This window comes from Mesorhizobium sp. 113-1-2 (assembly GCF_016756475.1).
Classification (GTDB): Bacteria; Pseudomonadota; Alphaproteobacteria; order Rhizobiales; family Rhizobiaceae; genus Mesorhizobium; species Mesorhizobium loti_C.
This window is the reverse complement of the sequence record NZ_AP023242.1, coordinates 3,615,104-3,632,778: the sequence shown is the minus strand read 5'-3', so window position 1 is coordinate 3,632,778 and position 17,675 is coordinate 3,615,104. Positions and strand designations below refer to the sequence as shown.

Annotated in this window: 19 protein-coding genes; 4 read left to right on the top strand and 15 right to left on the bottom strand. The window is 62.4% G+C overall.

Features of this window, described 5'->3' with window-relative positions:
- Nucleotides 1-15 precede the first annotated feature (15 nt).
- The 3 genes from JN279_RS17625 to JN279_RS17615 all read right to left on the bottom strand — a co-directional run bounded on the left by JN279_RS17625 (nt 16) and on the right by JN279_RS17615 (nt 3,617).
- Nucleotides 16-840 (bottom strand): formyltransferase family protein, encoded by an 825-nt coding sequence (locus tag JN279_RS17625; protein WP_202353487.1) that lies wholly within the window; start codon nt 838-840, stop codon nt 16-18.
- Nucleotides 841-1,378: 538 nt separating this feature from the next.
- Nucleotides 1,379-1,897, bottom strand: a complete 519-nt coding sequence (gene msrA, locus JN279_RS17620; RefSeq protein WP_096447748.1) for a peptide-methionine (S)-S-oxide reductase MsrA — start codon at nt 1,895-1,897, stop codon at nt 1,379-1,381.
- Nucleotides 1,898-2,069: 172 nt separating this feature from the next.
- Nucleotides 2,070-3,617, bottom strand: coding sequence for a glycosyltransferase family 39 protein (locus JN279_RS17615; RefSeq protein ID WP_244734648.1), 1,548 nt, complete (start codon nt 3,615-3,617; stop codon nt 2,070-2,072).
- 198 nt (nt 3,618-3,815) lie between these two features.
- Between JN279_RS17615 and JN279_RS17610 the strand changes: the two genes are divergently transcribed.
- Both JN279_RS17610 and JN279_RS38700 read left to right on the top strand, forming a co-directional pair.
- Nucleotides 3,816-4,523: a hypothetical protein gene (locus JN279_RS17610; protein ID WP_202353485.1), complete on the top strand. Its 708-nt coding sequence runs from the start codon at nt 3,816-3,818 to the stop codon at nt 4,521-4,523.
- 185 nt (nt 4,524-4,708) lie between these two features.
- Entirely contained in the window at nt 4,709-4,831 is a 123-nt protein-coding gene (locus JN279_RS38700) for a hypothetical protein (RefSeq protein ID WP_274608702.1), read from the top strand.
- Nucleotides 4,832-4,864: 33 nt separating this feature from the next.
- Here JN279_RS38700 and JN279_RS17605 read toward each other — a convergent pair whose 3' ends face one another.
- A complete protein-coding gene (locus tag JN279_RS17605; RefSeq protein ID WP_202353484.1) occupies nt 4,865-5,335 on the bottom strand; it encodes a GNAT family N-acetyltransferase in 471 nt (156 codons plus the stop codon).
- A gap of 1,056 nt (nt 5,336-6,391) precedes the next feature.
- Here JN279_RS17605 and JN279_RS17600 point away from each other — a divergent pair.
- Entirely contained in the window at nt 6,392-6,598 is a 207-nt protein-coding gene (locus tag JN279_RS17600; protein ID WP_019859288.1) for a hypothetical protein, read from the top strand.
- 118 nt (nt 6,599-6,716) lie between these two features.
- On the opposite strand, the gene JN279_RS17595 is transcribed toward JN279_RS17600, so the two are convergent.
- From JN279_RS17595 to JN279_RS17575, 5 genes are all read right to left on the bottom strand, one after another.
- Nucleotides 6,717-7,034 (bottom strand): hypothetical protein, encoded by a 318-nt coding sequence (locus tag JN279_RS17595; RefSeq protein ID WP_202353755.1) that lies wholly within the window; start codon nt 7,032-7,034, stop codon nt 6,717-6,719.
- 103 nt (nt 7,035-7,137) lie between these two features.
- Nucleotides 7,138-7,332 (bottom strand): hypothetical protein, encoded by a 195-nt coding sequence (locus tag JN279_RS17590; RefSeq protein WP_202353483.1) that lies wholly within the window; start codon nt 7,330-7,332, stop codon nt 7,138-7,140.
- Complete coding sequence (locus tag JN279_RS17585) at nt 7,317-7,556, bottom strand: ABC transporter permease (protein ID WP_202353482.1); 240 nt, start codon at nt 7,554-7,556, stop codon at nt 7,317-7,319. Before JN279_RS17585 ends, JN279_RS17590 begins: the two co-directional genes overlap by 16 nt.
- Entirely contained in the window at nt 7,553-7,753 is a 201-nt protein-coding gene (locus JN279_RS17580) for a hypothetical protein (protein ID WP_202353481.1), read from the bottom strand. The genes JN279_RS17585 and JN279_RS17580 overlap by 4 nt, the downstream gene beginning before the upstream one ends.
- A gap of 2 nt (nt 7,754-7,755) precedes the next feature.
- Nucleotides 7,756-8,496 carry a glycoside hydrolase family 108 protein gene (locus tag JN279_RS17575; RefSeq protein ID WP_202353480.1) on the bottom strand — a complete coding sequence of 247 codons (741 nt, stop codon included), beginning with the start codon at nt 8,494-8,496 and terminating at the stop codon, nt 7,756-7,758.
- A gap of 412 nt (nt 8,497-8,908) precedes the next feature.
- Between JN279_RS17575 and JN279_RS17570 the strand changes: the two genes are divergently transcribed.
- Nucleotides 8,909-9,826, top strand: a complete 918-nt coding sequence (locus JN279_RS17570; RefSeq protein ID WP_202353479.1) for an FkbM family methyltransferase — start codon at nt 8,909-8,911, stop codon at nt 9,824-9,826.
- On the opposite strand, the gene JN279_RS17565 is transcribed toward JN279_RS17570, so the two are convergent.
- From JN279_RS17565 to JN279_RS17540, 6 genes are all read right to left on the bottom strand, one after another.
- Entirely contained in the window at nt 9,819-12,188 is a 2,370-nt protein-coding gene (locus tag JN279_RS17565; RefSeq protein ID WP_202353478.1) for a hypothetical protein, read from the bottom strand. The two genes, JN279_RS17570 and JN279_RS17565, sit on opposite strands and share 8 nt — an antisense overlap.
- A gap of 359 nt (nt 12,189-12,547) precedes the next feature.
- Complete coding sequence (locus tag JN279_RS17560; protein WP_202353477.1) at nt 12,548-13,021, bottom strand: hypothetical protein; 474 nt, start codon at nt 13,019-13,021, stop codon at nt 12,548-12,550.
- 172 nt (nt 13,022-13,193) lie between these two features.
- Entirely contained in the window at nt 13,194-13,808 is a 615-nt protein-coding gene (locus tag JN279_RS17555; protein ID WP_202353476.1) for a T6SS immunity protein Tdi1 domain-containing protein, read from the bottom strand.
- Nucleotides 13,771-16,470, bottom strand: coding sequence for a hypothetical protein (locus tag JN279_RS17550; protein ID WP_202353475.1), 2,700 nt, complete (start codon nt 16,468-16,470; stop codon nt 13,771-13,773). Before JN279_RS17550 ends, JN279_RS17555 begins: the two co-directional genes overlap by 38 nt.
- On the bottom strand, nt 16,471-16,983 hold the full coding sequence (locus tag JN279_RS17545; RefSeq protein ID WP_096447769.1) for a hypothetical protein: 513 nt from the start codon (nt 16,981-16,983) through the stop codon (nt 16,471-16,473).
- A gap of 2 nt (nt 16,984-16,985) precedes the next feature.
- Nucleotides 16,986-17,648, bottom strand: coding sequence for a hypothetical protein (locus JN279_RS17540; RefSeq protein WP_096447771.1), 663 nt, complete (start codon nt 17,646-17,648; stop codon nt 16,986-16,988).
- Nucleotides 17,649-17,675 lie beyond the last annotated feature (27 nt).

Here is a 17,675-nt window from a genome sequence, read left to right as displayed (position 1 = left end):
GCACTGCGCCAACTCTCACGCGTGCCCGTCTTCCACCTTGCCGAAAAGCCGGATTTCAGGGGGCGACTTTCTGACTGGAGCGCGCGCGAACGTGGCGTGCAGTTTCACGAGCCGTTTGAGCAGGCGGCTATAGGTGAGATACCGGACCCTGCCGTCGGCAAGATCGAACTCCACGCTCCCCCATCGTCTGACTGGCACATGTCCGGTCGGCGGACCGAGCCGCCTGATCTGGAACCCCAGCCTGACCTTGTGCCCGGCGACATCCAGATAGATGCCTGGAACAGTGCCCAGCACATGCCACATCAGGGCAACATGCTCGATCGACATCTCAGGCGATATCATCGTGTGGGCCGCCTTCAGCCGCGCCCAGACGAAATCACCGGCCGGCTGCCGCATTCCCGAAAGGCTGCCTTTACAGTAGGCGGGAGCCACCTCACTCACCAGCGCGCGCATCGCCCTCGCCACGCTGTCGGTCAGGGTCTGCAGCGACACCCAGTCTGCTTCGGAAAACGACACCTGCCCGAGAATGTCGCCATCATCGAAATCGGCGGACATCTTGTGCAGCGTCACACCGCCATGAACGGCGTGCTGGCCGTCCACAGCCAGGCGGTGGAGAGGATGCGGACCCCGGTAGTTGGGCAACAGTGCCGGGTGAAGATTGAGGCCGCCCTTGGCAAAGGTGCCGAGCAAATCCTGTGGTATCAGTGCTGGAAACGCGAAGCAGATCAACACATCGGCCTTGGTCTCCGACAACTGGCTGGCGAGTGTGCCCCAATCATAGGGCCGGCCAAATTCGATCAGCCTTGCCGGCGTGTTGCCGATATAGCGTTTGAGCAGCAATCTTCGTCTCAGCCCTCGGCGAAAATTGCTGACGCTGAAATGTTTTTGGCGTTGGCGGATTCCCGGCACCACAATCGCGTCAATCAGATGGCCTGCTTCAAGCCATCCTGACAACAGCGGCCCGGTGTAAGGGGTTATGTCGAGCACGAACACCGCGGAAAGCCGGCCCGACCTGGTCTGCGGGCTCAAAAGCACCGGCCGTTCAAGGCGCAAACCATGCCGACCCCCGTCGAGGGACATTCGAACGGCAAGCCAGCCTCATCAGGCAGGCCTGGCCGGGTTTGCAAAATAAGTCCGTCGGTCAGGGAGCCTTGACAATCGAAGACGGCACCGTGGCGGTGACGTCGGAAAGCCGCCCGCCTCTCACCAGAAGTGGCTTCTCATAGATTTTCTTCATGCGTATCTCCTGAAGCAAATCAGCATACGCAGTTGGCCAGCAACGCCACCAACTGTCAATCGCCAAGCGGCGACTGACAGTTGGCATTCACGCGGTCACAGGAGTTATGCCGCCTTGCTTCTGGAAAGCGATCCGCAAACCTTACGAGACGGCCTTCTCGCGCACCGGCAGCTTCCAGCCCGGCCTGACGAAATGGCAGGTATAGCCGTTGGGATATTTCTCCAGATAATCCTGGTGCTCTGGTTCGGCCTCCCAGAAGGCACCCGCCGGCGCGACTTCCGTGACGACCTTGCCGGGCCACAGGCCGGAAGCATCGACATCGGCGATGGTGTCTTCGGCGACGCGCTTTTGCTCGTCGCTCGTATAGTAGATCGCCGACCGGTAGCTCATCCCAACGTCGTTGCCCTGACGGTTGCGCGTCGTCGGATCGTGGATTTGGAAAAAGCGCTCCAGCAGCGTGCGATAGCTGATCACGGCCGGATCGAAATTGATCTCGATGGCTTCGGCATGGGTGCCGTGGTTGCGATAGGTGGCGTTGGGTACATCGCCGCCGCTATAGCCGACACGGGTGGAGATGACACCGGGGTAGCGCCGTATCAGATCCTGCATGCCCCAGAAACAACCACCGGCAAGCACTGCGCGTTCGATTGAAGTCGCCATGTCACGTCTCCTCAAAAGGCAATTCCATTTGTGTAGCGGTTTCCCGTCCGGAATTGCGCAGACAAAATTGGATTTCCCAATAAATGGGCATTGTCGCCTGCTTCGTCCAGTCGCATGGAGACGAACGCCATGCGCGAACGATGTTTCGACGCGGCTAAGGGATCGAACCGCTTCAGCTGCGCGGATGCCGGGTCCGGCTGTCGGCGTCAAGCGGCAGATACCGCGTGCCGGGCGGAATGGCGGCAAAGCTGATTGGCACGGGCGGCGCCGTGCGCGACCAGTTGAAAAGAATGGTCTTGACCGGGAGGTTGCCCAGCCATGCCCGCAGTTGCGGCGGCACGCCACGACCCGGCCAAACCATCAGCATGCCGTGGTCGCGCAACCGCTGCCTGGTGATCCAGGGCGCGAACCGCATGTCAAGGTCGGTGAAGATCGACGGCTTGTCATAGGCATTGAGGCCCGCGAGCATGGCCAATTGGGTATCGCCGCCGACAATGTCGAGCCGGCCAGGCGCGGCCGCATGCCAGACCGCCTCGGCCTCGTCCGAGATCGGCTGCGCCGGCCAGCAGACGGCGTCCAGGCGTCCCCGCACATTGCAGCCCGTCCAGCGGAGGGTCGCATAGGCGCCCGACATGGTAACGATGCAAAGGAAGGCACAGATCGCCAGCCTTCGCATCTCGATGGCGCCGAGCCGGTGGCCGAGAAAGGCAAGCACCGTGACACTAACAAGATTGTACATCGGCGCCCCCCAGGACTCGCCGGTGCCGGTGAACAACGAGGCCACCATGATCAGGGTCGCCGGCCCAAGCCCCATCCACACGAGATAGACCAGAATGCCGCGTTCGACGGGAGCTTCGGGAGCGGGCGAGCGCCGCAGCAGCCTCGATATCGCCAGCACCAGGAGAAAGCCGGAGAGCCCGGCCAGCTGGACGCCGATATAGTAGAGGCGCGCCCGGTGTTCGGTTACCCACGCGTCACGGTCGGCAAAATAGGTCAATGGCAAGAAGTCGATGCGGTAGAGCGCGATGGCCAACGGCGCAGCCACCGCTAGAAAAACGGCAAAGCCGAGCCACGGCCAAGGCGTCGCCAGCCGGCTGCGCGCGCGCGCGTTGCACAGCAGCCAGAGCGCGCCGAAGGCGAGCAGCAGGCCGGTGGAGAACTTGGCATAGAGCCCGACGCCCGACACCAGTCCGAGCGCCAGCCACCAGCCAGGCCCGCCACCACGGCCGGCGCGCCAAAGCAGCCAGCATATGGCCGCCCAGAACGGCATCTGCGCATAGTCGTGATTGAATTGCGGGGTCGGCCAGCCGAAGAAATAGACCGACGGCATCAAAAGCACGGCAGCCAGCGCGCGGCGTTGCCCGAGCATGTCTCTGGCCAGCAGATAGACCAGGACGAAGGTCGACGAAATCGTCAGCTGAGCGAGCAAATATTGCGGCCAGTGGAATGATCCGGTCAGAAGATGACTGGTTTCGAGCAGCCAGCCGGGAAGCTGCGGGTGCTTGTAGGTCAACAGCACCCATTCGCGGCCCCACATGAAACCTTCCACCACATCGCCGGGCGGCGCGGGGTCGATCAATGCCGGCACCACCGTCCAGCACACGATCTGCACCAGGCACAGAAGCGCGAGCAAATACCAGGGATGGCGAAGCAGGCCGGGCCAGACCGATGACGAGTCGAGACCGGTGGCAGTCAGCCCCGCCGGCGCCCAACCATCCATGGAGTCGTCTATTCCCACCATGCGGCGCTTAAACCACATCGTCCGGTTTGCCGAACAGCCCCAACCTCAAAGCTTACGAAAAAGTATACTTGCAGGCCATTGCAAGACCAAGATTGAGCGGGAGTTTCGGCGCTCCGTTGCCCCTCCCCGGCAGAACAGCCGGCCCATCTGATCCTATCTGAACATCCCGGATATTCGATGCGTCACCAGCATGCCGTCATCCACCACCGCGCGCTCGACTTCTGGTTGGCGCGTGCCGCCGTCCTCGTCATCATCTGTTTGCAGCTCCTGGTGATCAACGATCTCTCGTTTGGGCCCCGCTGGCTGGCGCCGGCGCTGGAGGCCGCCCTGCTCGTGCCTCTGTCGGTCGCCACCGCCTGGACACAGGTCGCCACCCAGAAGGCGGTCGAGGAAGAGCACTGGTATCTGGTCGGCCGGTTTCGCGTCATGATCCGCAGGACGGCGCTGGTGATGACCGGCGTCGTCAGCATCATGAATTGCGGTTCGCTGGTGTTCCTGGTGCGCGCCTTGCTGGCGGGCCATGCCGGCTCCAGCGGCCAGACGCTGCTGATCGACGCGCTCAACATCTGGGTCACCAATGTCATCGTCTTTGCCTTGTGGTTCTGGAGCACCGACCGCGGCGGGCCGCCGACCTGCGGCCTCGTCAAACGCGCCCAATCCGATTTCCTGTTCCCGCAAATGACCTTGAACGATCGTGAGATCCGCGACTGGCTGCCAGGCTTCGTCGACTACTTCTTCCTCGCTTTCACCAATGCGACGGCGTTTTCGCCGACCGACACCTTGCCGCTTTCCCAGCGCGCCAAGCTTTTGATGATGGCTGAGGCGATGATCTCGCTGCTGACGATCGCACTGGTCGCGGCCCGCGCCGTCAACATCCTCGCCTAAGGTGTGTTGAGATTCAGGTCAGGCCGAGCCGAAAACGATGGCTTTCGAGAACCGGAGCGGAGCGTACTTGAAGTACGTGAGCACCGGAAGCGCAGAAAGCCGTCGTTTGCAGGCCGGCATCACCTGAACATCAACACACCTTAATGCATGTCGCCCAAAGGTGGCCCCGACTTTGGGAGAACGACATGCATGAAAACAAAAACCCAAAGCGCGTCGTCCGAATCCGTTCAAAACGCGATGCGCTTCAGGCCCAGAAACGCAAAATAGCCCGCCCGGCGAACCGGAGCGGGCTGTTGGATGGTCTGTGACGGTCTCAAAGCTGGAGCGGGCGGACGATCCCCTCAATCCGCGCCGAGGTCGCGTTCGAACACCACCTGGTCGCGCAGCGGAATGCCGTTCACAGCCAAGCCTTCAGGATAACCGGTCGATGGTCCGAACGCATCCTGCACGATGCGATACATCCGAAAGCCCTGTCTCTGGTAAAATCGCAAATTGCCGATATCGGCCGCCGCGGTCGAAACGATCAGGCGCCGGCCGTTGCGCTCGCGGCAGCGGGTGATTGCCGCCGCGACGAGGGCACGCCCCAACCCCTCGCTCTGCCTTGCCGGGCGGACTGCCAGGCTCTTGAGTTCGAAGACACCGCCCTCGCCTGTCTCGATGAGCTGCACATGGCCGACGATCCTGTTGCCATCCCGCGCAACCAGCACCTCGCCCCTGTCGATATAGCTGGAAACCTGCGTGGGAGAATCGTCGGCAAGGGTAAACAGCGGCAGCAATATTTCGCGGTCCCCGTCATATCGTTCAATCTGCATCCGTAAGCCCAGGCTGGATCAATGCCGCCGCGAGTTCGGCAGCCTTGCTCCGGGATATAGCAGCGGCCGGTCAGGAGCCACAAACGCAAAAAAAGCCCGCCCCGGCGTCAGCCGAGGCGGGCTTTGGGTCGATCGAGCTATCCGGTACGGATTTCGACGCCGGGCAAAGCCTGGAGCTATTGCTCCGGGGGCTGGCCTGAACTTCCGCACGATCACCTCGAACAAAATATCCGAAATCCACATGGCAGACACGCCGATCAGGAAGGCGGCGGCGAGCGTCCGAAGGGCAAGTGCCTTCACCTCGATCGAAAGTCGGTTGCTCCTCGCCTGGATGCCCTCGCAGTCAGGAATGCATGTGAAGGGCCGTCGATCGCGCCCCGCCGCGTGCGGTCTGTCATCCAAACCAGTCAAACGTAACGCTAACCACCAAGACCGCGATCAGGATTGAGAGCGGCACCGCCATGAACAGCCCAGCTTCTAAAAATCGGGTTTCCTTGTCACTGAACATTAGGCCTGCCTCATTAAGCTTCGCTCAGACAGAAGCTGCGAAGCCCGTTTCAGTTCCGAATGCCGGCGACGCGCGATCCACGAGCGATTGGCTTAACGTGGTTGCCTGGCGACCGAAATCAGTTCGGTTTCCCCAATGATGCCGGCCATCTATTTTGCAATGATACGGGAGGCCAGCGCATCATTCGATTGGCGCTCCATTCCGCCCCAACAAAGGCGTGGGGGGCTTCCGAAGCAAATTAGCCCGCCCCAATGCTGGTGTTCCCGGAGACGCGACAAGGCAGACTGCGGGCGAAAGTGCCCCAATACGAAAAGCCCGCTGGCCGGAGCCAGCGCGCCTTGCCCTCTTCCTTCGTTCGCATGTTTCGCTGATATGAGCAGGGGTGCATACATCTTCGCCAGTCGGCGCTGCCATTCTCAAGGCCCTGCCGGTCAGGCCCAGTGGCCTTCCGCTGCCAGTCCCCTCTAGCAACCAAGCCGCTGGGCCGCAGGTGACGTGATTTGCGCCACATATGCGGCATGAAGGCGCTGAACAGAAGGTGTTGCTCGATGCTCCGGACAGACAATGGCGCGGCGCTGAGGCTTTCAGATTTTGCCGATCCTAACGATGCAGTGATTGCCGCAATCGAACTTTATGGGCCGGAAGCGCAGACCGCGGCGGCCTACTGTGCCATGGAAGCACACTTCGCCGGGCGACTGGCCGATTTCCGCCTCTGGTGCGAAGTCTTTCGTGTCTTCAAAACCAGATTCCATTGAGAGGCACATATATCGGGACCAAAGGCCGCCACGGCCATCAGCGCGTTCGCGCCGCGTAGCATGCCGGGAAGATAACGAAGCAACCATCAGCAATACGGAAGCCCGCTTCTGCGGCCTTTCAGTCTTCCGTCGCCGGCCTGAATTTCCGCACGATCACCTCGAACAGAATATCCGAAATCCACATCGCGCAGACGCCGATGAGAAACGCCGCCGCCAGCGTCGTCGTGTCGTCACTAGCCAGCGGCAGGCCCGTGGCGCGGGCATACTGGACCACGGGCAGCGTCAGATAGGCGGCGGCAAGCGCGCCGCAGATCGGTGACGCCACCATTTCGCGCAGCTTGTAGCGGTGCCGCGACAAAGCGCGCAGGACACCGCCGGCCAGACCGGCGACGACAACGGGTCCCTTGATGCCGAGCAGGTCGAAGACATCGTGCATCATTTCATTGCCCTCACCATGAGGAAGCCGAAGGCCGAGCCGGTGCCGAAAATGACCAGCCCGCCAAGCGGCATGGCCGTGTCCAGAGGTAATGCGACGACGGTCATGGCTTCCACCCGCACAGTTTCTCGCCCTTGCGGTTGTGCGCCAGCAGCGCCTTGACCTCGGCGTCCGACAGCGCATCGACCGCGGCCGCCGACAGACCCAGCGGGCTGGATACCGCGCAGAACCCGCCCTTGACGGTCGTGCAGCCGACCATCGCGGCCATGACGGACACAAACATCAATCCCTTGCCCATGATTTGAGCTCCTTTCGCGCCGTGGCGGCCGGCAGCGCGCCGATATCGTTCTGGACCTGGTCGGCGATGTCGTGCGCCGCGGCCTCGGCGGCGGCCTGCCGGGCACGTTCGCTGCGTTCGCCGGCAAGCCGCTGGCGAACACCCCAGCCGAATGCCGCCAGGGCGGCCGCGCCGATGCCGAGAAGGGTCGGATTGCCAAGCAGGAAGGACAGCAGCGCGCTCATCGGTTTGGCTCATCCTTGACCAGATAGCCGATGGCGAAGACGGCGATCGGCAGAAGCGTCGCCCATGTCTCGGCGTCGTACCAGGACGGCCAGAGATTGCGCACGAAGACGCCGGAGACCGAAACGGCCGCGGCGGCGATGGTCGCGGCCGTCAGCTTGTTGGTCGGGCGGATGGTCGGCTGGGTGATGTTGGCCATGATCAGAAGATCCCTTGCAGAACGACGGCAATGTGGTGCCAGGCGGCGTAGACGAGGAGCAGGCAGGCGGCGATGACACCCCCTGCCCTGGCGGCAACCGGAATTGCGGAGCCGCTCGGTGCCGGCGACGCCGGCTCGGCCGCCGACGCGTTGCCGCCGGGCGTCTCAACCTCGGGCGGTCGCGGAGCCGGTTCGGGCATCGCAGGCTTTACAGGCGCTGAAACTGTCGCCGGGTCCGACATCAGCAAGGCCTCAGCCCGCACCGACCTGACCCGGTCGGACCAGCCGCGCCCGAATGTTGCCCATGTCGGCAACCGCTTGAGAAACGCCAGCCGTGCATCGCAAAGCTGGTCGATGACGACGCCGGCCGGTTTTGCCCTGGCCGCCGCGAGCGTCGCCGGACCGATGCGGCCGTCCTGGGAGACTCCGACGCTTGCCTGCAGGTATTTTGCCGCCCTGCCCGGTCCGCTGTTCACCGCGAAATCGAACACGGCAAAGTCGACGCCATCCGGCAGTTCGGCCCCGAGCACAGCGTCCCAATAGAAGCGCCGGTAGACGGTCGCGACCTGGTCATCCCCAATCTTGCGCAGATCGGCTTTGCTGGCATCGGCCTTCACATAGCGGCGAAAGTTCGCCAGCGTCACACCCTTCATCGTGGCGCCGCCCGGATCGGCCGGATTGTCCGACCAGCCGCCCTCGGATTTCAAGACGAGCGAAAGCGCCCGCGCAAAGTTGCGGTCCATGGGAGTTCCTTCTGTTGTCAAGGAATGGGGAATTTCGCAGTCGAATTGATGCGCGACGGCAAAGCCGTCGGCGCGCCGAGGTTCAGACCGCCTATGCCGCTGAAGCAGCTGCTTCGTGGGGCCCGCACTTTGCCAGTGGCAGGACGAGTTGGCTTCGAATAGCGGCGTGATCTATTTACTCGGCCTGGTTGCCGGTACTGTCATTCTGCTCTAAACGCTGGTCAGCACCCCGGAAGGACTGACCATGCTCCGAGAAATCGCACGCAACGCTTTGCCTCTTCGGCTGCGCGTTGCTATGCGCAACGTCTTCCCAGTCGATCCGAATCGGTTGGCCTTGGCTGAAGTGGCCGCGCGGATTGCTTCGGCGGACCAAACTCAAGCTCCGCCTCCGCCCAGAGAGGAACCCCCGAAGATGGCTGACTCCGCCGCCGATCTATTCCGCCTCGCCTATGGACGCGATCCCGACTCCAGCGCCGGGGAGAAGCTTGATTTCGTGAAGCCAGCGGCAACCGCATCTGGCCTCCGTTCGCTAATCTCCGTCTTCGATCGGCAGACCTATCCCAGCCCTGTTTCAGTGCGCTTCGACAAGAGCGAACTCGCCTGCGCCGAACTCGAAGGTGTCAAGCTTTGGCTCGACCGATCAGACTATGCCGTCTCGGCCAGCGTCATCAACCACGGGGCTTATGAGCAGCACATGGTAGCGTTCCTGAAGGAGCATGTTCGCAGAGGCATGACAGTTGTCGACATCGGCGCCAATGTCGGCATCTTTTCCATGCTTGCCGCTTCACAGGGCGCCAAGGTTTTCGCCTTCGAACCCAACACCGAAAACTGCCGCCTTATCCTGATGAGCGCGGCCGAAAACGGGTTCGATGTGAAGCTTTTCCCGCTCGCTTTGTCGGATGAACCGGGCGCACTGTTCTTCACGCCGCACATCGGCAGCAATGGTGGCCTGCTGCCGAGCCGGGTCGAGACGCTTTCCAATCCGAACTGCATCGTGGTGCCGGCTATGCCGCTCGACGATCTCGTCTTCGAGAAGGTCGACTTCATCAAGGCCGATGTTGAAGGTGCCGAATATCTGGCCCTCAAGGGTGGCGAAAAGACCATTCGCGAGTACAAGCCGATCATCACGATTGAGCTTTCAATGGAGATGATCAAGCGCGTTTCCGGCATAGACGGCATCGACTTCATCCGCTGGATACAGGCGTTCGGCTATCGTGGTCTCCTCATTGGCCGCAATGGGCAGAAAACCGAGATCGACGATCTCGATATGTTCGCGCGCGAGTGGGGCGAACCGACCCGCATCGAAGATATCGCCTTTTTGCCTATCTGACCCGCCGTGCCCGGATCGTCCCAAATGCGCTTGCGCCCGCCACAGTGAAGGTGGCGAGCGCCACTAGGTAGTAGGTCGTTGCCGCGTTGATGCTGATGCGCTGGGTAGGCACCGGCAAATGAACTGCCTTCGCGCCGTTATAAACGAAACCGCCGCTCGGGAACGGGGGCTCGACGTAGCGACCGGCCGTTACATCGACATTGTTGGTGCTGCCGGAGATCGAGCCGGCGAGTTGCGTGACGTTCGTCGTGTTGGCCGGAAAGATGGCCACGGTACCGTCGACGTCCCAGTCGCCCGGCTGAAGCGTGAGGCTGGTGATGGTCTTACCGGCCGCAGTCGTGAGTGCCACGGCTGAGCCGGACGTTACGATGCTCTCGACATACTCCCCGATGTTGCCGACGATTGCGTTGTCGTTCGTGGCGGTGCCGACATCCTGACCGTTGTCGTTCGCGCTGCTCGGAAGGTTGAGCTTGAGCTTCTTATTGACGCCCGGCGAGTGTCCGGTGATGGCGCCAGCCGTGTTGGTGCGCAGGTCGACGCCGAGGATTTGATAGAAGTCCTGGCCGCCGGCCGACAGGTCGATGCCGTAACCGGTATTGCCAGAAGCGAATCCGCCAGTCTTGCCGATCTTGCCGCCTTCGATGCTGAACGTCGTAACGTTCGCGCCTACCTTGACGCCAGCACCGCCATTCTGGCCCACTTCCGGGTTGGTGATGCGCCAGTTGGTCACGCCGCTATCCATGATGTAGATGCCGTGGGCAGCACTCAGGAGCGCGTGAGGGCTGTCGATCTGCAGACCGTCTATGGTGCCACTAGCCGCCGTCTCGGCGCGGAAACCTTCCGTGATCGCCGACGAGAACCAGCAATCGGTGAAGCGGCTGCGCTGGATCTTGCCTCCGTTGGCGTGCAGGTAGGCGCCCCGGCCGCAGTTGTCGAATAGCGAGTTCTGCACCCATAGGCTGTCGACTTCCTGGCCGGCTCCGACCTCACAGTAGATGCCCTGACCGGCGTGGATCATCTGACAGTCGACCACACGCAAGTCGCCGACATTGGTGATGTAGATGCCGGCGAAAATCTGCGCGCTGGCATCCATCATGATGTCTTCGATCATCATGTCGAGGCCAGCATCGAAGCGTATGCCGACGCCGGTATTGGCGAGAAAATTCAACATGCGCCCATGTCGGATACGAACCGAAACGGTGTTGCCGACATAGATGCCGTTGATGAAGCCTTCGACGTGGAAGCCTTCTAGTTGGGCGCGGCCACCGCCAGGCAGATAGCGCACGGCGTAGCTGTTACCGGAACGGGTGACAGAAGAACCGAAATAGACATCGCGAATGGTCGACCACGCTGCCGCGACGTCGATGATGTTCGAGGTGGCGTTGTTGACGATCAGGCGCGAGCCGTCGCCCTGACCTTCCAACATCGCGCCAGCCGCCATGTTGATGGTGGTGCCATCAACCGGCAGGTCGCCCTTTGCCGGCAGCATCACAAGGCCGCCGTTAGCGCTGACACCGCTGATAGCACGCTGAATGCCCAGACGATTGTTGGCGGCGGTGTTGCCCGGATCGACGCTGAAGTCCGTGACGCGGATGCGCTCCTTCAGGATATCAAACATCTTCACGTCTAAGGAGCCGGTGACGCCGCGGTTGAAGAACGCGCCATTCTGGATCGCCTGTTTGGTCTGTAGGGGCGACATGATTTTGTTGGAGATGGCGCCAGCTTCCGCCTCCGCCTGGCTGGCGTATGTGATCGTAGCCGCCGACGCGGCCGCGACCGAAGCCGAGCCGGCGGCGGCGGTCGCTGAATTCCCCGCATTGGTTGCCGATGTCGCCGCGCTCGATGCCGAGCCGGCCGCGGCCGTGGCCGCATTGCCGGCGTTGGTCGCGCTGGTGGCGGCTGCGGAGGCCGAGCCCGACGCGGCGGTGGCCGAGTTGCCGGCATTCGTTGCGGAGGTCGCGGCATTGGTCGCGCTGGTCGATGCGGCAGTGGCCGATCCGGCGGCGGCGGAAGCGCTGCCGGCCGCAGCCGTCGCCGCCACCTGCGCATCGCCCAACGCGTTGTCGGACAGATAAAACCCCAATGCGATGGCATCGATGCCGATCACCGGCTCATCGGTCTGGAATGAAAAGACCTTGGCGGCATTGGTCGATCCGGCCTGAGTGTGGACCGTGGTGCCCTTCTGCATCGTGCGCGAGGTCCGCGCGTCAGCGGCGCGGAACCACTGGCCCTCGCTTGCCGTGTAGATGCCGTTCTGGGTGGCGTTCGTCTGGTTCTTGACCAGCACGCGGTCACCGGCTTCCGTCAGCACGCCGTCAATCGTCTGGAGGCCAGATAAAGAAATATTGGCCGTGGTCGCCAAGCGCACGGGTTCGCGCTCACCGGTCAACAGGCGAACGGCGGCAGTTGCAGGTCGGGCCATAAGGCTTGCTCCATGAAAAAAGCCCCGCGAAAGCGAGGCTTGAGGATTTCGGGTTGGTTGATGGCTGGCGATGGGTGGATGGAACGGGCGAGCCAGCCAACTTAGCCGGCGGCTATCGTTTATTTTCGCTTTTCTCGTCGCGCGAGCGTTCGCGCCTTGAATGGCGCGATACCAGAACCAATAGTTGATATTGGCGTCTTAGCCGCTGTGCGGCTGGCAGCGATTATTCGTCTTCTCGGTAATTGCGCACCCAGGCTCTTGCTTCGGGGCTGCCGAAGTCGTCGCACGAATCGTGTGTATTATCTTGTGAGTTCCGGCAAGATCTTCTCGTCGAGAAATTTGAGGCGACCGGCCAGCATTTCGGCGTTGGCGGGAGTCGCGTCGACATTGACTGGTATCAATTTCGCCACGGACTTCCCGTGGCGTGCAGCTTCGACCCAATCTTCAAGGGCGCCGATATAGCCATCCAGCGCCTCAAACGTGGTCCTGGTATCGTCGGCCGGGATATATGTCGGCGGCACATCGCCCACGATCACCCAAATCCATTCCGGCACGTCTGGCCTTCCCGGCTCAATCTCAAACAGAAAAATATAGATAATGCCTTCCGCGCCGTAGCCAAAATATTCGCCTTTGATGGCCGATACCCAAGTGTAGAATTCGAGATATTGGCGCGCCTCGATCCGAGCAGAATCAAGCTCGTCGTCGCCGGTGCTGATATTGGCCGAAGGCAGACGTGTGACGGTGCTTAAGTCGGGTTTTGCATTGTTCTCCATGACTAACTGCCCGCTATCGTCAATACGTTGATCGATGGTTCGTCGACAATCGAGCCATAGCAATCTCGGTTCCGATCGTGGCTCGTTGCGGCGGCTTCAGTCCTCCGTCTTGGTTCCCCGAATGGACGATTTGGTGGATTGCACAGATGGTCATGCACCTGGTCATCCAAGATCAAGGTGAGATTCGCACTGGTGTCCCCGGCGGCAATCCTCGCACCTTCGCGATAATTTGACCCATGATGTGCCAATAGACATCCAAATCCGATAATTCGAGATTCTCAATTGCGTCCTCGCCACCGAGAAACAGCGGTTTCTTACTACCTATGCATTGCGCATAGGTAGGCTCGGCGCCGCCGGCTTGCCGCCACATTGCGTACCCATCGGACGCCAGCGCAGCGTCCTCGTCTTCGATAAGTTCAATATCGTGGAAGGTTCGGACGTTGCACGGTATCTGCAGAGCCTCGCCCGTGTCGGGTTCAAACATCAACACCCCGGGCTCGCCTTCCTCCAACCGTCCGGTATCGACAGCAAACACCGTCCCTTGCCAATCGTAGCCAAAGCAAGTGATCCGCCCAGCGAACTCAGGAAAGCCCAGGCTGACTCTGGCGTTCCAACGCGCCACATCCTGTGCGCGGGCGATCCGGTACAGACCGTGCTTGAACGATCCGCCTCCGAGGTTCATGAACAGCTCTTTCAACCCGGGCACCTTGGTATCCAGCGAAGAATCGCCCGCATCCGTTGGCACCCTGCTATCCACCGGAAAGTTTCTTTGGAATGTCTCGAACACCGCGATCTCCAATCGTTACCTTGTTGATTTTAGTTCCATGAGGCAGAAGCTTGATTTTGTTTTTTATCTGCGAGCCAAGACTGGTGTTAACACTGGCATCCAATGGGCCCATGTTCTCCAGTATGTCCCCCCCTCCTAGCTGCAGATCAACTCTGTGATCAACGTGGCTGCCGGCGGGCACGTGGTTGCCAGCGGCTATGTATCTTTTGCGAGCTTTCTTAAATAAACGCTCAGCACGGCTAACCACGGTGTCGGCCTCGGTCAATATCTTAACTTTGAGATCGGCCGCAGCGCGTTGTGCAGCGTCCCACTCAGGCATGTAGTATAGGTGTAGATCGTGGCCAACAGTGGCTTCGCTGGTGCCGGCGCTGTTAGCTCCGCCCTCTATTGTAGGAGGGTCTGGGACCCCGTTGGAGACCGGAGGGGCGGAAGCTTCTGGGTTCGCTGCAGACTGGGCGTTGACAGAACGCCCAGCGAGCCTCGCCACCACCAGGCGGCCAACTGCACTGAGACCCTCGGCTAGGACATTGCCGGCCGCGCCGCCAAGCGCGCCACTGACTCCTCCCCAGGGAACGCTCCTGCCTGTATTGTAGGCGTATGCCCCACCATAAGCGCCACCCGCCACGCCCCCTACGCCGGTTCGGGCGGCAAGGCCGGTGCCGCCGCTCTCTGCCACACCGATGCCTGCCCGGCCCAGCAAGCCGAACAAGCCCTTCGTCAGGCCATACCCTGACAAACCGGCCCCGAGGCCCTCCGCCACCCAACCGGCGAGCCCGGCCCGGTCCTCGGCATCCTCTGTCTCGGCCTGCTCACGGCCAAGACGTTCGTCATAGCTCTCCCCGGACTCCGATGGCGCCATCCCGGCGACGAGCGCGTCCGCCCCGCCAGCGGTCGCGCCCTTGGCCATGGTCCGACCGATATCCCCGAATGCCATGCCGAACTGCTGCAACGACGACATGGTGCTGTACTGAGCCTGAGCCGGGTGTTCTCCAATCCAAGCCAGCCCTTCCCTGAGCGCCGTAAGCTGAGCTTCCAACAACTCTGGCGTCATGTTTGGATCTTGGGCGGCCCTGGCTCGCCATTGGGCTTCCGCCGCCAGAGAAAACTGTTCGGCCGTCGCTTTGCGCACACCCGGGTCGCGGATCGCCAGGACAATCGAACTCGCCCTCGCAAAACGCTTACTGAACGGTGCGCTTGGGTCGATGTATTGCTTGGCTTCTTGGTCTGCGACAGCCCATGGCAATGGCAGTTTTCTGTCGAAACCCATCTGCTGTTGGGCAGCCCTGGTCCAGGTGACAGCGGCCTGGAAATCCTGGGGCGTTGAAACCTTGCTCCAGTCCGGAGCCTGCCCCGGGAACAATTGGCCGACAGAGCTAGCGGGATCGGCGTCGCGGGCGCCCAGGATCAACTGGGCAGCGCCGGCTCTTACTTCGTACCGTTCACGCTCTTCCGGCGAGCCATCGGGGCCTGGCTCGAAATCCCGAAGCTCGGCATGTATTGCCTGGTTCGGCGCCCGATACATGTCGAAGAAAGACTTGGCGACGCCGGCCGTTGTCCTGAACAGGTCGAAATGCTGCGGGCCATCCTCGGCTCCGTAGATATTGACGAAATCCTGAGCGGTCGGCTCCTCCTCGGGATATTTGCCAGTGGCAGCGATGACGGCCGGTGCGTTCTGCTCCGCAAGCAGGACCCTTGCACGCGCACCGATCAGTTGGGCTGCGGTGGCGCTGTTGGCCTGGTCCTTCAGCGCCGCAACATCGTCTGGCTTCAGATAGGTGATGGCGTCGAGTGGGATGGCTGTCTTGTTTTCCGGCGTCGTCGAGTCGCTTCCGTCGAACGCCTGCGCCACGGCTTCATCTGGCGTGTGCGTTCCAACGCGATCGCCTTTCGCGGCCGCCGCGTTTGCACTGTCCGAGGCACTGGAGCCACCAACGACGGCATCGTCCTTCGTCCGGCCCTGCGCCGCGCCCAGCATCTCGGCGGCCCGCTTCGGGTCCTGGGCGATCATCGCCTGGACCAGCGCCTTGGCCGTGTTGGTGCGCCAGGCGGCTTCCGCCGCTTGCCGGGCAAGCGGGTTGCCGATCTTGGCGATCAGGTCGGACCCGCTCTGCCGGATCGCCTCGAAGTTCGCGGTGTCGTTCGGGTCGCTTTGGGCGATGGCGCTCGTCGACATGGTGTCGACCTTGGTCCACTCGGCCAACTCATAGTCGTCGCGCCGCTGAAGCTGCCGTGCCGCCATGCGCAGCGCGCCGGTTTGACGCAGCGCTTCCTTCTGCCCGGCGAAAGCGGCGCGCTGGCTCTCGGGCATACCGGGCAAGGCAGCGGCAAACAGCTTGTCGAACAGACCGGTCTTGACGACCCGGCCGTTGTACGGATCGACCTGGCCGTACATGGCGTCATGCAAGCCGGCACCGTCGGCCGGCGCATTCGCCGTCACCTCGTCTTCGGCCTGCGCGATCTGGGCGTCGAACCGGCGGCGCGCCAACTCGGCGTCGAACGCCTCCTGCTGGTCCTTCATCTGCTGATAGCGCTCGGCGACAGCGGAAAGGTGATCGCCAAAACCCTGCATGGCGCCGCCGATCGGCGAGCCCTGGGGGTATTGCGGCGCGTTGCCGGTATCGAGCCGGCGCTGGGCGATGGAAAGGGGGATGACGTGGACCATTTAGTAGAGTCCCGAATAGCCGCCGGCTATGGCGGCGCTTGCCCGAGGCGAAAATGCCGAACCGCCGAGGGTCACAGCCTTCGTCGGGTCGTAGATTTTGGAGAGGCCGCCAACGAGTGCGCTGCCGGCGTTGAAGATCGACGCCGTCACCGCCTGCTTGCCCGAGAAGCGCGAAATGGCGGCCTGGCTGTTGAGGTTGTTCTGCCGCAGCTTCGAGCCGTACTGGATCGCGTCGAGGTCCATCTGGCCCTGCCTGGCATTGGCCGCCAGCACCTCGGTCGGCGAGCCTGATATGCCGACACCGGAGGCGCCGACCTGGGCACGCGCCTGGGCCTGCAGCAGATCCTGCTTGTGGCGCTCCTGGCTCTGCTCGAAGGCGGCACTTTGCGCCTCGGCCTGCGCCTGCTGCTCGTAGGCCTTGGCCTGATAGTCGGCCATCTGCTTCGATTGCTGGCCTTCGACCAGCGCGCCGCCGACCGACAGGGCGGTCCCGATAAGGGCGAGTGTGCACATCGTCAGCCTCGTTCGCTAAAGCTTGCGGGAATGAATTTGCTTTTGACGCCGTCCACCGGCGCGCCGAGCGGCGGGCGTGGGTCGAGCGCGCCGCCGGGGGTCAGGAAGGACAAAAGCAGCCTGTCGGCCTGCAGCGCCGGCCGGCTGAGCCGGGCGGGCGGGGTGGCCCGAGCGCCGGCCATGGCGGCGCGGCGGATGGTGGTCAGGTTCACCTTCAGCTCGCGGACGCCGGCGGCATCGAACAGGCCATTGGCGGTGGCGATGCCGCGGGCGAGCGCATCGGCCTCGAACAGTTCCTGGCGCAGCTGCTCGACCAGCCGATGCACGCCGCGCCAGCGCTCGCCAAGCAGGGCTGCCCTGGCCTTGATCTCCTCGCCAAGTGCTGCGATGTCGGCGCGGGCTTCGCTTAGCGCCGCCTCTGCGCGGCGCTTGCCGGCGGCGTCGATGGCTTTTTCGAGAAGCGCAATCTGGTCTTTGCAGTCGTGGAGCGCCACACGCGCGGCGGCCAAGTCGCCATCGCCGAAGACCGCGCGGTCCTCGGCCTCAGCCAGTGCGCTTTTGCGGGCGAGCGCGTCGCTGAGATCGGTGTCGAGCAGAGCGATGACGGCCGCGAATTCGGCAGCCGTCCGCACCCTGCCGAGGGTTTCGGCATGGGGGAATGTCATTGGATGTCCTTTTTGGAGAGTGGCCCG